Genomic DNA, 13,783 nt, shown 5'->3' with positions numbered 1-13,783 from the left:
GCGCATGCGAGACTGGCGCGATGCAGACCTTCCTGCCCTACCCCGACTTCGCGGCCAGCGCACGGGTGCTGGACCAGGCGAGGCTCGGCAAGCAGCGTGTGGAGACCCTGCAGGCACTGCGCGCCCTCGTGATCCCCGACTACGGGTGGCGGCAGCACCCTGCCATCCGAATGTGGATGGGTTACGTGCCGGCCCTGACCGTCTACGGCCTGGCCATGGTGTCCGAGTGGGTGTCGCGCGGGCACGCGGACTCCACGCACCGGCAGATCCTCGAGTTCGCCCCGCACGTGCTCGACGACCCGGACGTGCCGATGCCGCCGTGGCTGGGCGAGCCCGCGTTCCACGTGAGCCACCAGTCGAACCTGATCCAGAAGGCGCCGGAGATCTACCGGAGCCGGTTCCCCGGGATCCCCGAGGACCTGCCCTACGTCTGGCCCGTGCCGGAGCAGGAGCGTCTCCCCGTCGAGCCGGAGGGGAGGCGGCTGTGGGTGTGGCGGGCCGCGTCCCATCCGCCGGAGGGCGACGCCACGCTGCTCATGCCGCCCGAGCCGCCGGGGGGACGGGCCGCCCCGAAGTGGGAGCGGCAGCTCCACGTGTTCGAGGAGTCCGTGGAGGACGGCGACGCCTTCGCCATCGCGGATCCCGACGGCGAGCACTTCCGCACAGGCCGCGTGGGCCCGGTCCTCATGCACGAGGACGGCCTGCTGCGCCCGGCACGCCTGCACGGGTGGCTGCGCCGCGCGGACTTCGATCCCCCCGCCCTGCTGCAGGACCCGCGGACGCTCTTCAGCGTGGGGCTGCCCGGCGCGCTGGAGGAGGGCGTCAGGCCGAGGTGAGCTGGCGCGCCCGGCGCGTGTCGGCGATCGTCACGCCGGCGGCCGCGAGCCGGCGCCGGGCCTCCTCGCTCGGGACGACCTCGCCCACGGAGGCGTGGCGGCCCGCGGGCACCACCGAGTGGACGATCGTGTCCTCGTAGACGTGCACCAGGTTGTAGGACTGTGCGCCGTCGCGCCCGCGGCTGCCGCCGCCGTCGAACAGGAGGTCCTGCGTGTAGCAGGTGGCGCTCGCCACCGACACCGGCACACCGGCGAACATCGCCGTCGTCGAGTAGTGGAGGTGCCCGGCGAGGATGGTCCGCACGTCCGAGCCGCGCACGACGTCGGCGAGGCTCCGCTGGTCGCGCAGCTCCACGAGGACCGCGAGGTCCTGCACGCTGGGCACGGGCGGGTGGTGCAGGGCGAGGATGGTCCCGTGCGGTGCCGGCACCTCGAGCTCGCCCGCGAGCCAGCGCAGCTGCCCGGACGTGAACTCGCCGTGGTGGTGGCCGGGGACGGTGGAGTCCAGGGTGATGATCCTCAGGCCGTCGACGAAGTGCACGGCGTCCACGGGGGCGTCGGGGCCGACCGGCGTCGTCTCGTCGAGCAGTCCCGCCCGGAACGCGGCGCGGTCGTCGTGGTTGCCCATGGCCCAGACGACCCGGGCCCCGAGCCGGGCCGCCGCGGGGTCCACGATCGCGCGGAGCTTCGCGTACGCGCCGGGCTCGCCCTTGTCGGCGAGGTCTCCCGTGAAGACGATGGCCTGCGGCCTGGCGCCCGAGGCCTCGAGGTCGTCGAACACCTCGCGGAGCCGTTCCTCGCTGTCGACCGCCCCGTACAGGGGCCGGTCCCCGTCGATCAGGTGCGTGTCGCTCATGTGCAGGATGAAGTGCTGGGGCCGAGGATGTTCTGCCGTCCGGGGGACCATGGAACCTACTCCGATAGCTGATGGGACTTCGCTGCCTTCGTACCCATCCAAGCAGGGCCGGCTGGGGGCTGCATGAACGCGCCACGGCATGGCGCGAAACATTGAGGAAACAGGTGCGGGAGGCGAAGGGCTGGCGGGGCGCTGGGCCGGCGTCGTAGGCTGCTGAGGCCACGTACTTCGCCATCGAAAGGCACCATCATGGGTCTGCGCCTCAGCCACATCCCCCTCCGCCTCACGACCGGGGCCTTCATCCTCAACTCCGGTCTCGGGAAGACCAGCCTCGACGAGGGTTCGGCCGGCTACCTGCAGGCCATGGCCTCCCGGGCCTTCCCGCAGCTCAGCCAGCTCGAGGCCCAGCAGTTCGGCAAGGCGCTCGCCGCCTGCGAGATCGGCCTCGGCGCGGCGCTGCTCGCCCCCTTCGTCCCGAGCAGGGTGGCCGGGCTCGGCCTGCTCGCCTTCTCGGCCGGCATGGTGACCATGTACCTGCGCACGCCGGAGCTGACCATGGAGGACGGCATCCGCCCCACGCAGGACGGCGTCGCGCTCGCGAAGGACAGCTGGATGCTGGGGATCGCCCTGTCCCTGATCCTCGACCGCAGGAAGAAGTAGGCGCGGGAGGCACGGGCTGACATGTGCGGGCGCTTCGTCATCGCGGGCAACAGGGCCGACCTCATCGACGCCTTCGAGGTGGACGAGGCGGTCGAGGACGAGGTGCGGCCCTCGTGGAACGTGGCGCCGACGGACACCGTGCAGCTCGTCGTCGAGCGGCTGGACCCGGAGACCGGCGAGCTGACGCGCAGGCTCGAGCTCGCCAGGTGGGGCCTCATCCCGTCGTGGGCCAAGTCGTCCTCGGTGGGCTCGCGCATGATCAACGCGCGGAGCGAGACCGTCCTGGAGAAGCCCTCCTTCCGGACGGCAGCCCTGAAACGCCGGGCGATCGTGCCCGCCGACGGGTACTACGAATGGCGGAAGAACGGCGACGGGTCGAAGACCCCCATCTACCTGCACGGCACCGATGGCGGGCACCTGGGCTTCGCGGGGCTGTACGAGTTCTGGCGCGACCCCGCGACGGTGTCCGGGGAGAACCCGCAGGGCTCGTGGGTGGTCAGTTGCACCATCATCACGCGACCGGCGAGCGATGCGCTCGGTGAGATCCACGACCGCACGCCCGTGATCGTCCCGCCGGACCTGCGCGGGGACTGGCTCGACCCCCGCAACGACTCGCGGCCCGCCGTCCAGGGACTCCTGGACGCAATCCCCGACCCCGAGCTGGTCCCGCGGCTCGTCGGCAACCGCGTGGGGTCGGTGCGCAACGACGGACCGGACCTGATCGAGCCCTTGTCCGCGTCCGCCCCGGATGCCTAGGGTCGGGTGCAGGTGACGAGCGAAGGAGACGCATGATCAGGACGGACATCGCCCCGGGGATCCACTTCATCGAGCACGCCCGGACCAACGTCTACCTCGTGGAGGACGATGACGGCCTGCTCCTGGTGGACACCGGACTCCCCCGCTCCAAGGCCCTGCTCCTCGAGGCGCTCAGCCGGATCGGCCGGTCCGCGGAGGACATCCGCGCCGTCGTCCTGACGCACGCCCACTTCGACCACGTGGGCACCGCCGAGCACCTGCGGTCCCGGTACGGGATCCCCGTGTACTGCCACCCCGACGACGCGTCCCTCGCCGCACACCCCTACAGCTACGAGCGGGAACGCTCGCCGTTGCTCTACCCGCTGCGGCACCCGCGCGCCATCCCCGGCCTCGTGCACATGGCCGCCGCGGGGGCCGTGGCCGTCAAGGGCGTGGAGGACACCCTGCCGCTGACCCCCGAGGCACTGGCCGCCCTGCCCGGTGCGCCCCTGCTGGTCCCGACCCCCGGCCACACCAGGGGGCACTGCGCCCTGCACTTCCCGGACCGTGACGCCGTGATCAGCGGCGACGCCCTCGTCACGCGCGACCCCTACACGGGCCACCCGGGCCCGCAGGTGGTGGCCATGGCGGCGACCGCGGACTTCGCGACGGCCCTGCGCTCACTCGATGCACTGCGCGCCACCGCCGCAGGCACCGTCCTGCCGGGGCACGGCTTCCCGTGGCGGGCCGGCGTCGACGCCGCGGTCGCGCAGGCCACGGAGATCGGCCGGCACTAGCCGGTCGGCACGAGCAGCGCCAGCACCAACGGCGCGGCCCCCCGGCCGGGCCGCGTCACGGCCTGTCCGGGAAGGGGCGATACGCTGGGCGCATGAGGTGGTTGGAGCGCAGGACGATGATGGGGTTCGCCGGTGTGACGGTCAAGCGGGCCGCGATCACCCTGTTCTCGGCGCAGGCCGTGGTGATCGGCGGCCTCGTCGGCGTGGACACCTACCAGAAGCGCCGCCGCACCCGGCGGCCCGGCTTCCCCCAGCCGGGGACCTTCCACACATCGATCGCGGATACCGACACCACGGTGTACACCTACGGCGAGGACCTCTTCGACGCCATGATCGCGGCGATCGACGGCGCCGAGCACCAGGTGCTGCTCGAGACGTACATCTGGAAGGGCGACGCCGTCGGCGCGAGGTTCCGCGACGCCGTGAACCGGGCGGCCGAGCGCGGCGTGAAGGTCTTCGTCATCTACGACGGCTTCGCGAACCTCGTGGTCAACCCGTTCTTCTACTCCTTCCACCCGCTCGTCAACGCCTACCGCTTCCCCGTGCTGCGCCCGTCGATCCTGTTCACGAACATCCGCGGCACGGGCTTCGACCACCGCAAGGTCCTCGTGGTCGACGACGAGGTCGGGTTCGTGGGCGGGTACAACATCGGCTCCCTGTACGCGACGAAGTGGCGCGACACGCACCTGGAGATCCGCGGCCCGTCCGTGTGGGAGCTCCGCGAGGCGTTCGCCAGCTTCTGGAACCTCCGCGCCAAGCCGCGCCGGCCGGAGCTGCCGGACCTGAGCGCGTCCTTCTGGGAACCGCGCATCCGCGCCGTCAACAACCTCCCCGCCTACCTCGTGTTCCCCATCCGGGGCATCTACCTCGAGGCGATCAACCGCGCGAAGCACCACATCTTCATCACCACCGCGTACTTCATCCCCGACCGGCAGATCCTCGACGCCCTCCTGCGGGCGAGCCGCCGCGGCGTGGACGTCCGCGTGATCCTCCCCGAGGACTCCAACCACGTGGTCTCGGACTGGCTGTCGCGCGGCTTCTACTCGTCGCTGATCAACGCGGGCGTGCGGATCCTGCTGTACCAGAACTCCATGATCCACGCGAAGACGGCCACGATCGACGGCGAGTGGAGCACGGTCGGCACGGCGAACATCGACCGCCTCAGCCTCACGGGCAACTACGAGATCAACCTCGAGATCTTCGACCGCGACCTCGCGGGCACCATGGAGCGGATCTTCGAGGTGGATTCGTCCAACAGCCGCGAGCTGACGCGTGAGGAGTGGGAGGGCCGCCATGTGGTGGCCCGCGCCAGCGAACTCATCCTCGCCCCGCTGCGTCCGTTCCTGTAGCGTCCGCCGCCGTCGTGCCCGCACCCCCCGGTCCCGGCGCGTCCGCCGAGAACCGCTCCATGTACCCGCGCTGCGAGGAGCCCACGTGGCCCGCCATGAGGCGTTCGGCCTCGTCCGCGTTGCCGGCGTCGATCGCCGCGATGATCAGGCGGTGCTCGCCCCACGACTGCTTGCCCCGGTTGTCCACGTCCGCCGCGTAGAGCCACTCGATCCTGCCGGAGATCTGCCGCAGCAGTGCCGCCAGGGACGCGCTGCCGCTCAGCTCGGCGACGCCGAGGTGGAAGCGGATGTTCAGCTCGGGCAGGTCCGCGAGGGCGTCGGCCGCCACGGCGCGGTCGCCGTCGTCGAGGATGCCGACCAGGGCGCGGCGCGCCGTCCACCACTCGGTGCTCGGTGCCTCGCCGGCGAAGTGCGCCGTCGCGCGCAGCGCCGCGCGCCGCGCGATGGTGGCCTCGATGACCCGGCGGACGGCGAACAGGTCCTCGGCGTCGTCGAGCGGGATCTTCGCCACGGTGGAGCCGGCGTAGGGCCGCGACTCGACGAAGCCCTCCGCCTCCAGGGAGCGCAGCGCCTCCCGGACGGGGATGCGCGAGACGCCGTACGTGGCGGCGAGCGCGGCCTCCGTCACCCGGGTGCCGGGGCGCAGGGTGCCGAGGATGATGTCGCGGCGGAGGGCATCGAGGACGCGCTGCGGGGCGGCCGCGTCCGCCTCAGGCCGCGAAGGCCGCACCGGGGATCGCTCCAAGAAGCTCCTTCGTGTACTCGGCCCGCGGGCGGTTGAAGACGTCGTCCACCGAACCGCTCTCGACGACGTCGCCGGACCTCATCACCACCACGGTGGAGGCGATCTGCCGGACCACCGAGAGGTCGTGGGTGATGAAGAGGTAGGTGAGACCGAGCCTATCCTGCAGGTCGGCGAGCAGCGCGAGGATCTGGTCCTGCACGAGCACGTCGAGCGCGGACACCGCCTCGTCGCAGATGAGCAGCTCCGGTTCGAGGGCGAGCGCGCGGGCGATGGCGACGCGCTGCCGCTGGCCGCCGGAGAGCTCGTTCGGCCGTCGCTGCGCCACGGACCGCGGGAGGGCCACCTGGTCGAGGAGCTCCCCCACCCGCGCCTGGCGGCTGCGCCGGTCGCCGACGCCGAAGATGCGCAGCGGCTCGTCGATCAGGCGCTCGATGCTGTACGTCGGGTCGAGGGAACCGTAGGGGTCCTGGAAGACGGGCTGCACCTTGCGCCGGAGCGCCCGGCGCTGGGCGCCGCGCGTGGTCGCGAGGGACTCCCCGTCGATCAGTGCCTGCCCCGACGACGCCGTCTCGAGTCCGAGGATGATGCGCGCCACCGTGGTCTTGCCCGAGCCCGATTCACCGACGACCGCCGTCGTGGTGCCGCGCGCCACCGTGAAGGACACGTCGTTGACCGCGCGCACCGTGCTGCCGCGCTGGCCGCGGAGGGCGAACTCCTTGACGAGGTTCTCGACCACGAGGATGGACGGCGCCCTGCCGTCCGCGGGAGCCGACGCCGTCAGCGGTGCCGCGTCGAGTGCCGCCGCGACGGAGGGCGCTGCTGCGACGAGCCGCTGCGTGTACTCCTCCTGCGGGGCGAGGAGGATCTGCCGGGGCGTGCCCACCTCGACGATCCGCCCCTCGGACATGACGATGATGCGGTCCGTGCGATCGGCGGCGAGCCCGAGGTCGTGCGTGATGAACAGCAGCGAGGTGCCGCGCGCGTCCACGAGCGACTGCAGGTGGTTGAGGATCTGCCGCTGCACCGTGACGTCCAGCGCGGAGGTCGGCTCGTCCGCGATGAGCAGTTCCGGCTCACCCGCGAGGGCGATGGCGATGAGCACGCGCTGCCGCATGCCGCCGGAGAACTCGTGCGGGTACTGCCCGTAGCGGCGGTCGGCGTCGGGGATGCCCGCCTCGGACAGGAGGGCGACGGCCCGCTTCCGCACCTCGGCGCGGTCGGGCTTCGTCTCACCGCGCAGGCTGGCGAGGATCGCGTCGGCGACCTGCGGGCCGATCTTCATGGCCGGGTTCAGGTTGGACATCGGATCCTGCGGCACGAGCGCCACGCGCTGCCCGCGGATGGTCCGCAGCACGGGCTCCGTCGCCGTGGCGAGGTCCTCGACGTCGCCCCGCGTGCGTCCGGCGCCCAGCACGATGGAGCCGTGCGAGATGCGCCCGCTGCCGGGGAGCAGGCGCAGGATCGCACCGATCGCCGTCGACTTGCCGGAGCCGGACTGGCCCACGATGGCCACGCGCTCGCCGCGCCGCATCGAGAAGCTGATGCGGTGCAGCACGGGCGTGTCGCCGAAGGCGACCTCCAGATCCGTGACTTCGAGGATGTTCTCAGCGTCCTGCAGCATAGCCCTGTGCTCCTCGCGGGTTGGCGGCGGCGGACAGCACGCCGGTCTCGTTGTCCCTGGCCACGGAGGACAGGCGCCCGAGCGACCAGTCCCCCGCCCGCGTCACGACGTGGCCCCGGCGTTCGAGGTCGGCGATGACATCCTCGCCGAGGCGGTCCTCGACGACGGCGCCGCCGGGCTCCCAGGTGCGCGGCCAGAAGGATCCGGGGATGGACGTGGTGTGCAGCGACGGCGCGTCGATGGCCTGCTGCGGTGTGTAGCCTCCCACGATGGTGCGGAGGATGTAGAGCAGCTGCCACTGGTCCTGCTGGTCGCCGCCCGGGGAGCCGAGGGCGACGACGGGCCGGCCGTCCTTCAGGATCAGTGTGGGCGTGAGGGTGGTGCGGGGCCGCTTCCCGGCCTGCAGCGTGGACGGGCCGCCCTCCTCGAGCCACGTCATCTGGAGCCGCGAGCCGAGGCAGAAGCCGAGTTCGGGGATGGTGGGCGAGGACTGCAGCCAGCCGCCGCTCGGCGTCGCGGAGACCATGTTGCCCGCCGCGTCGACGACGTCGATGTGGCAGGTGTCGCCGCGCGTCTCCCCCTCGCGCGAGACCGTCGGCTCGCCCACCCCGGCGAAGCCGCTCCCGTCGGCGAGTGCCGGCGGGGTGTAGCCGGTGCGTAGCGGTGGGACGAACGGCTCGACGCCGGGCACCGTGCCGGGACGGAACTCGAGGGATGCCTCGTCGCCGATGAGGGCCCGCCGCCCGGCGGTGTACTCGGCGGAGAGCAGGTACTCCAGGGGGACGTCGGCGTCGCCGTAGTAGGCCTCGCGGTCGGCGATCGCGAGTTTCTGCGCCTCCAGGATGGTGTGCGCGCCGAGCGCCGTGGACGGGTCGAGGCGCTCGTCGTCGAACCCGTCGAGGATGGCGAGGGTCTGCAGCAGGGCGGGGCCCTGGCCCCACGGTCCGGTCTTGGCGATCGTGTGCCCGCGGAACTCGAGGGTGGTCGCCTCCTCGTAGCCGGCCTCGAAACCGGCGAAGTCCTCGGCCGTGATCACGCCGGCGTGGTCGAGGCCGGAGGAGTGCCGGTGCGGCATCGCCACGAACGCGGCGGAGGCCTGCGCCACGAGGCCCGTGCGCCATTCGAGGCGTGCTGCGTCGATCCGCTCGGCACGGGTGGCGCCGTCCGAGGCCGCGGCGACGAGGGAGCCGAGCACCCTCGCGTAGGCCTCGTTCCGGATGACCTCGCCCTCGCGCGGCGGCCGGCCCTCGGGCATCCAGAGGGCCGCGGACGTGGGCCAGTGCTCGGTGAACAGATCCGCCACGGCGGCGATGGTCGCGCCCACGCGCCCGACGACCGGGTGGCCGTCGCGTGCGTACCCGATCGCGAACGCGAGGACGTCCGCGAGTTCCCAGGTGCCGTGGTCGCGCAGCAGCAGGAGCCAGGCGTCGACGGCGGCGGGGACGGCCGCGGCGAGGGCACCCGCGCCGGGCACGAGCTCGAGGCCCTCGGCGAGGTAGTGCTCGCGGGTGGCGGCGGCCGGGGCGGGGCCCTGGCCCATGAGGACCACCGGGCGGCCGGGCTCCTCCGCGGTCGCGAAGACGCCGGTCATGTCGCCGCCGGGTCCGTTGAGGTGGGGTTCGACGACGTGCAGGACGAAGGCGCCGGCGACGGCGGCGTCGAAGGCGTTGCCGCCGCGCTCGAGGACGGCCTGCGCGGAGGCTGTGGCGAGCCAGTGCGTGGACGCGGTCATGCCGAACGTGCCCTGGAGGGTGGGTCGCGTGGTGAAGGAGGGTGGGGCCGTGTACGTCATTCGTGTCACTTCCGGGTGTTCGTCGGGTCGAAGGCGTCGCGCAGGGCGTCGCCGAACAGGTTGAAGGCAAGGCAGATCAGGGCGATCGCGACGCCGGGGAAGATGGCCGCGCTCGGTGCGCGGAAGAGGTACTGCTGGGCATCGGAGAGCATGATGCCGAGGCTCGGGGTGGGCGGCTGGATGCCGAGGCCGAGGAAGGACAGCAGGGCCTCGCCGATCACCGCGACGGGCATGATCACCGTGGCCTGCACGATGATCGCGGAGGTGGCGTTCGGCAGGACGTGCCGCAGCATGATCCACGTCGGCGAGGCGTCCATCGTGCGGGCGCCGAGCACGAAGTCGCTCTCCTTGATGCGCAGCGTCTCGCCGCGCACCACCCGGATCATGGTGGGGATCTGCGCGATGCCGAGCGCGATCGCCGCGTTGCCGAGGCTGGGTCCGCTGATCGCGGCGAGGCCGACGGCGATGATGAGGAACGGGAAGGCGAGCGTGACGTCCGTGAGGCGGGAGATGACGGCGTCGAACCCGCGGGAGTAGCCCGCGAGCAGGCCGAGCGGCGTACCGATGACCACGGCGAGGAGCACGGAGAGCACCCCGACCTGCAGCGAGGTCTGGATCCCGAACAGCAGGCGGGAGAGGATGTCCCGCCCGAGGTCGTCGGTGCCGAGCGGGAAGCCCTCGGTGAGGGGCCGCTGGAACGGGGTGTCGAAGTGCACCTCGGTGGGCGGGTAGGGCGCGAGGACCGGGGCGAGGAGCGCGGCCAGCACCACGAGCACGAGCATGATGCCGCCGGTGATGCCGAGCGGGTTGGAGCGCAGGGAGGACAGGATGCGGCCGCGGCCGGAGCCGAGGCCCGCGCCACCCGTCCCTGTCCCGGGGGTGAGTGTCTCGACGGCCATCAGTTGGCTCCTCCGACGCGGATCTTGGGGTTGACCACCGAGTACAGGACGTCCACGGCGAGGTTGATGAGGATGTAGCTGACGGTGATGATCAGCACCACTGCCTGGATCACGGGGTAGTCGCGCGTGAAGACGGCGTCGAGCGTGAGCTTCCCGAAGCCCGGCAGCGCGAAGATGCGCTCCGTGACCACGGCGCCCGAGATGAGGCCGCCGAGCTGCAGGCCCACGATGGTCACGACGACGATCAGCGAGTTCCGCAGCCCGTACCGCACGAGCACCCGGCCGCGGCCGAGGCCCTTGGCGCGCGCCGTCCGCACGTAGTCCGTGGTCATGGTCTCGATCATCGACGCGCGGGTCTGGCGCATGATGACGGCCGCGAGCCCGGTACCGAGGATCAGGGCCGGCAGCGTGAGGTAGTAGAGGCCCCGGAGCGGGTCCGAGAGCACGTCCACGTACCCGGAGGCGGGGAACCAGCCGAGGGTCACCGCGAGGTACAGGATCGCGAGGATGCCGAGCCAGAAGTTCGGCACGGACAGGCCGATGAGGGCGAAGGCGTTCGCGACCCACTCGGGCCAGCGTCCGCGGAACCGTTCGGCGATCACGCCGAAGACGATCCCGACGACGATCGCCACCACGATCGCGTACGCCGAGAGCCACAGCGTGACGGGCAGCGTGGTGGCGATCAGCTCCGTGACGGGTGTGCCCGTCCGGGTGGACTCGCCGAAGTCGCCGCGGAACATGTTCCGCACGAACGCGAGGTACTGGGTGACGAGGGGCTGGTCGAGGCCCATCTCCGCCCGCACGGCGGCGAGCTGCTCGGGGGTCGCCTCCTCCCCCGCCATGGCGAGCGCGGGGTCGCCGGGCAGCTGCCGCACCCCGATGAAGACCACGATCGAGGCGAGGATCAGGGTGACGGCCGACTGCCAGAGCCGGGTGACGAGATAGCGGCCCATGTCAGTTCTCCTCGGCGGTCGGCTCGATGAAGGCGGCGCTGCTCAGGTGCACCACGCCGTCGGCGAAGGTCTCCACGCCGGCGACGTCCGTGCTGTAGGCGGTGAGGTTCCGCTGCCGGTACAGGTAGATCAGGGGGTTGTCCTGCTGCACGAGCTCCACGGCCTGGCCGTAGAGGGCGGCGCGTTCGCCGACGTCGTTGATCTGCGCGGCGCGCGTGAGCAGGTCGTCCACGGCGGGGTTGCTGTAGCCGGAGTAGTTGTTGCCGCCCCCGGTCGAGAGGAAGTTGAACATGTTGCCGTGCGGGTCGATCCGCCCGGACCAGCCGAGCTGCAGGGCCTCGAAATCGCCCTGGGACTGCACGTCGAGGAGCGTGGAGTACTCCACGGGCACCACGGTGAGCTCGAAGCCGCCGTCGGCCACGGCGGCCTGGAGCGCCTGCCCGTAGCGCAGGGTGTCCGGCGTGTTCGTGACCTGCATCCGCACGGGGTACGGGGTCTCGAGGCCGGCGTCCGCCAGGAGCTTCTTCGCGCCCTCCGGATCGTACGGCGGGCAGGCCTCGCTCGCTGCGGAGCTGTACGGGCTGTCGGGTGAGATGGGCGAGCAGGCGGGCTCGAACCAGCTGTTGAACACGGTGTTGACGAGGGCCTCCCGGTCGATCGACATGGACAGGGCCATGCGGACCGCCTTCTCCTGGGCGAGCGGGGTGTCGATGCTGCCGGTGGGCTCCCCCACGCCCTCGGTGTTGCCCACGTTGACCGTGAGCCCCTGGTAGCCGAGGGAACCGACCTGCAGCACGCCGACGCCGTCCTCCTTGAGCAGCGCGTCGATGTCCTGCGGCGAGATGGTGTCGGCCACCTGCACGTCGCCGGAGCGCAGGTTCGCGGCGCGGATGTTCGCGTCGGTGATGATCCGGTAGGTGATGGTGTCCAGGTGCACGCTCTCGGCGTCGTAGAAGAGCGGGTCGCGCTCCACGGTGATGGACGTCTGCGGCACGCGGTCCACGAACCTGAACGGCCCCACGCACACCGGGCTGGTGCCGAAGTCCGCGCCCTGCTCCGCGATCGCCTTCGGCGAGAGCATCATGCCGGCGCGGTCGGCGAGCGCCGCGGTGAGCGGTGCGAACGGCTTCTCGTAGCTGATCTCCACGCGGTCGGCGCCCACGGCCCGGATCCCGCTGATCGGCCCGAGCTCGCTCTTGCGCGTGGAGCCCTCGAGCGTGAGGTGGCGCTCGAGGGTCGCACGGACGGCGTCGGCGTCGAACGGCTCGCCGTCCGCGAACACCGCGTCGGTGCGCACGGGGATGGTGACGGTCAGGCCGTCCTCGGAGATCTCCGGCAGGGCCGTGGCGAGCTGCGGGACGAGCTCGCCCTCGGCGTCGATGTCGTAGAGCTTCTGGCACATGGTCTGCATGACGTAGCGCGTGTAGAGGGACGACGACGTCGTCGGGTCCAGGCGGTCCGGCTCGGCGGAGAGCGCCATGACGAGGTCGCCGCCCTCCCGGACGGCGGTGTCCCCGACGGGCGTGCCCGTCACGTCGTCGCGCACGGGCGCCGCCGGGAGCGGCTGCACGGGCTGGCACGCGGTCAGGGCTGCCAGGGCGACGGCGGCCGCGGCGAGCAGGCGCACCGACCTCCCGGGACGGCGGGGCATCGGGCCCCGGGGGTGCTGCGGGTAGTGCTGCATGGGGTTCCTCACGAGGGGGCGGACGGAACTTCTTCTGCACTGCGATGGGTATCCGTATTGAATACAATCACCGGTACGACGATAAGCTTCGTATACATTCGTTTCAAGGTTGTTACCGAAGGAAAACATGGTGAAGAAGAACCGGCCGGCCACGGACCGCCTGCATCTGTGGCTCATGCTCGCGCTCACGTTCTCCACGGGAGTGATCGACGCCGTCGGCTACCTGGGGCTCGATCGCGTCTTCACGGGCAACATGACCGGCAACGTCGTGCTCCTGGGCATGGCCTTCGCCGGCGGTGCCGAGCTCCCGATCCTGCGGCCGGCGCTCGCCCTCGTCTTCTTCATGGTCGGCGCGGCCCTTGCCGGCCGCGTGCTGAGGAAGGCGCCGGAGGGATGGTCCGGCCGCACCTCGGGCACCCTGCTGGCCGTGACGGTCGGCCTGACGGCGCTCGCGGTGTACGTGGCGCTGGTGGACGTCCACGCCGATGAGGTGCTCGGCAGCATCACGACATCGGTGCTCGCGACCGTGATGGGTGTCCAGGCCGCCACCGCCAAGCGCCTCAAGGTCGCGGAGATCACCACCGTCGTGGTGACCTCCACGATCACCGGCCTCGCCTCGGACTCCCGGCTCGCCGGCGGGAAGAGCCCGTTCTGGGCGCGTCGCGCCTCCGCGATCGTGCTCATCATGGCCGGTGCCGTGGTGGGCGCGCTGACGCTCTCCGTGGGCCTCTGGCTCGGGGTGGCCGTGTCCGCGCTGCTCTCCGCCGTCGTCACACTCCTCGGCCACCTGCGCCACCGGCGGGACCGCAGGGAGAACATCGCAGAGAGCGCCAAGGAATCCGCACTACGGTAGAAC

At 71.7% G+C, this 13,783-nt stretch carries 13 protein-coding genes; 6 read left to right on the top strand and 7 right to left on the bottom strand.

The window, feature by feature from the left end; all coding sequences use genetic code 11:
- The first annotated feature begins 20 nt into the window (after positions 1-20).
- Entirely contained in the window at positions 21-836 is an 816-nt protein-coding gene (locus V6S67_RS04255) for an MSMEG_6728 family protein (protein WP_334209066.1), read from the top strand.
- On the opposite strand, the gene V6S67_RS04250 is transcribed toward V6S67_RS04255, so the two are convergent.
- On the bottom strand, positions 823-1,692 hold the full coding sequence (locus tag V6S67_RS04250) for a phosphodiesterase (protein ID WP_334209065.1): 870 nt from the start codon (positions 1,690-1,692) through the stop codon (positions 823-825). The genes V6S67_RS04255 and V6S67_RS04250 overlap by 14 nt on opposite strands.
- A gap of 249 nt (positions 1,693-1,941) precedes the next feature.
- On the opposite strand from V6S67_RS04250, the gene V6S67_RS04245 reads away from it, so the two are divergent.
- The 4 genes from V6S67_RS04245 (at position 1,942) to V6S67_RS04230 (ending at position 5,233) form a co-directional block, all read left to right on the top strand.
- The gene (locus V6S67_RS04245; RefSeq protein ID WP_334209064.1) at positions 1,942-2,352 is read left to right on the top strand and encodes a hypothetical protein; all 411 of its coding nucleotides are present in this window, start codon (positions 1,942-1,944) and stop codon (positions 2,350-2,352) included.
- A gap of 21 nt (positions 2,353-2,373) precedes the next feature.
- Positions 2,374-3,108: an SOS response-associated peptidase gene (locus tag V6S67_RS04240; RefSeq protein ID WP_334209063.1), complete on the top strand. Its 735-nt coding sequence runs from the start codon at positions 2,374-2,376 to the stop codon at positions 3,106-3,108.
- A 32-nt stretch (positions 3,109-3,140) separates the two neighbouring features.
- Entirely contained in the window at positions 3,141-3,884 is a 744-nt protein-coding gene (locus V6S67_RS04235; protein ID WP_334209062.1) for an MBL fold metallo-hydrolase, read from the top strand.
- Positions 3,885-3,976: 92 nt separating this feature from the next.
- On the top strand, positions 3,977-5,233 hold the full coding sequence (locus V6S67_RS04230) for a phospholipase D-like domain-containing protein (RefSeq protein ID WP_334209061.1): 1,257 nt from the start codon (positions 3,977-3,979) through the stop codon (positions 5,231-5,233).
- On the opposite strand, the gene V6S67_RS04225 is transcribed toward V6S67_RS04230, so the two are convergent.
- The 6 genes from V6S67_RS04225 to V6S67_RS04200 are packed head-to-tail and all read right to left on the bottom strand — an operon-like array spanning position 5,202 to position 12,927.
- Positions 5,202-5,978 (bottom strand): GntR family transcriptional regulator, encoded by a 777-nt coding sequence (locus V6S67_RS04225; RefSeq protein ID WP_334209060.1) that lies wholly within the window; start codon positions 5,976-5,978, stop codon positions 5,202-5,204. The genes V6S67_RS04230 and V6S67_RS04225 overlap by 32 nt on opposite strands.
- The gene (locus V6S67_RS04220; RefSeq protein ID WP_334209059.1) at positions 5,944-7,599 is read right to left on the bottom strand and encodes an ABC transporter ATP-binding protein; all 1,656 of its coding nucleotides are present in this window, start codon (positions 7,597-7,599) and stop codon (positions 5,944-5,946) included. Before V6S67_RS04220 ends, V6S67_RS04225 begins: the two co-directional genes overlap by 35 nt.
- Positions 7,583-9,391: a gamma-glutamyltransferase family protein gene (locus V6S67_RS04215; RefSeq protein ID WP_334209058.1), complete on the bottom strand. Its 1,809-nt coding sequence runs from the start codon at positions 9,389-9,391 to the stop codon at positions 7,583-7,585. Before V6S67_RS04215 ends, V6S67_RS04220 begins: the two co-directional genes overlap by 17 nt.
- Positions 9,392-9,396: 5 nt before the next feature.
- Positions 9,397-10,290, bottom strand: a complete 894-nt coding sequence (locus tag V6S67_RS04210; protein WP_334209057.1) for an ABC transporter permease — start codon at positions 10,288-10,290, stop codon at positions 9,397-9,399.
- Positions 10,290-11,243, bottom strand: a complete 954-nt coding sequence (locus tag V6S67_RS04205) for an ABC transporter permease (protein ID WP_334209056.1) — start codon at positions 11,241-11,243, stop codon at positions 10,290-10,292. Before V6S67_RS04205 ends, V6S67_RS04210 begins: the two co-directional genes overlap by 1 nt.
- A gap of 1 nt (position 11,244) precedes the next feature.
- Positions 11,245-12,927 (bottom strand): ABC transporter substrate-binding protein, encoded by a 1,683-nt coding sequence (locus V6S67_RS04200; protein WP_334209055.1) that lies wholly within the window; start codon positions 12,925-12,927, stop codon positions 11,245-11,247.
- Between the two features lie 127 nt (positions 12,928-13,054).
- On the opposite strand from V6S67_RS04200, the gene V6S67_RS04195 reads away from it, so the two are divergent.
- Positions 13,055-13,780, top strand: coding sequence for a YoaK family protein (locus tag V6S67_RS04195; RefSeq protein ID WP_334209054.1), 726 nt, complete (start codon positions 13,055-13,057; stop codon positions 13,778-13,780).
- Positions 13,781-13,783: the final 3 nt, after the last annotated feature.

Source organism: Arthrobacter sp. Soc17.1.1.1 (genome assembly GCF_036867195.1).
GTDB lineage: Bacteria > Actinomycetota > Actinomycetes > Actinomycetales > Micrococcaceae > Arthrobacter_D.
This window is presented reverse-complemented; position numbering and strand designations above follow the sequence as displayed.

Excerpts from the sequence above, each read along its gene's own strand:
- V6S67_RS04255 (WP_334209066.1), top strand. The coding sequence starts at position 21 with ATGCAGACCTTCCTGCCCTACCCCGACTTCGCGGCCAGCGCACGGGTG.
- V6S67_RS04250 (WP_334209065.1), bottom strand. The coding sequence starts at position 1,692 with ATGAGCGACACGCACCTGATCGACGGGGACCGGCCCCTGTACGGGGCG.
- V6S67_RS04245 (WP_334209064.1), top strand. The coding sequence starts at position 1,942 with ATGGGTCTGCGCCTCAGCCACATCCCCCTCCGCCTCACGACCGGGGCC.
- V6S67_RS04240 (WP_334209063.1), top strand. The coding sequence starts at position 2,374 with ATGTGCGGGCGCTTCGTCATCGCGGGCAACAGGGCCGACCTCATCGAC.
- V6S67_RS04235 (WP_334209062.1), top strand. The coding sequence starts at position 3,141 with ATGATCAGGACGGACATCGCCCCGGGGATCCACTTCATCGAGCACGCC.
- V6S67_RS04230 (WP_334209061.1), top strand. The coding sequence starts at position 3,977 with ATGAGGTGGTTGGAGCGCAGGACGATGATGGGGTTCGCCGGTGTGACG.
- V6S67_RS04220 (WP_334209059.1), bottom strand. The coding sequence starts at position 7,599 with ATGCTGCAGGACGCTGAGAACATCCTCGAAGTCACGGATCTGGAGGTC.
- V6S67_RS04215 (WP_334209058.1), bottom strand. The coding sequence starts at position 9,391 with ATGACGTACACGGCCCCACCCTCCTTCACCACGCGACCCACCCTCCAG.
- V6S67_RS04210 (WP_334209057.1), bottom strand. The coding sequence starts at position 10,290 with ATGGCCGTCGAGACACTCACCCCCGGGACAGGGACGGGTGGCGCGGGC.
- V6S67_RS04205 (WP_334209056.1), bottom strand. The coding sequence starts at position 11,243 with ATGGGCCGCTATCTCGTCACCCGGCTCTGGCAGTCGGCCGTCACCCTG.
- V6S67_RS04200 (WP_334209055.1), bottom strand. The coding sequence starts at position 12,927 with ATGCAGCACTACCCGCAGCACCCCCGGGGCCCGATGCCCCGCCGTCCC.
- V6S67_RS04195 (WP_334209054.1), top strand. The coding sequence starts at position 13,055 with ATGGTGAAGAAGAACCGGCCGGCCACGGACCGCCTGCATCTGTGGCTC.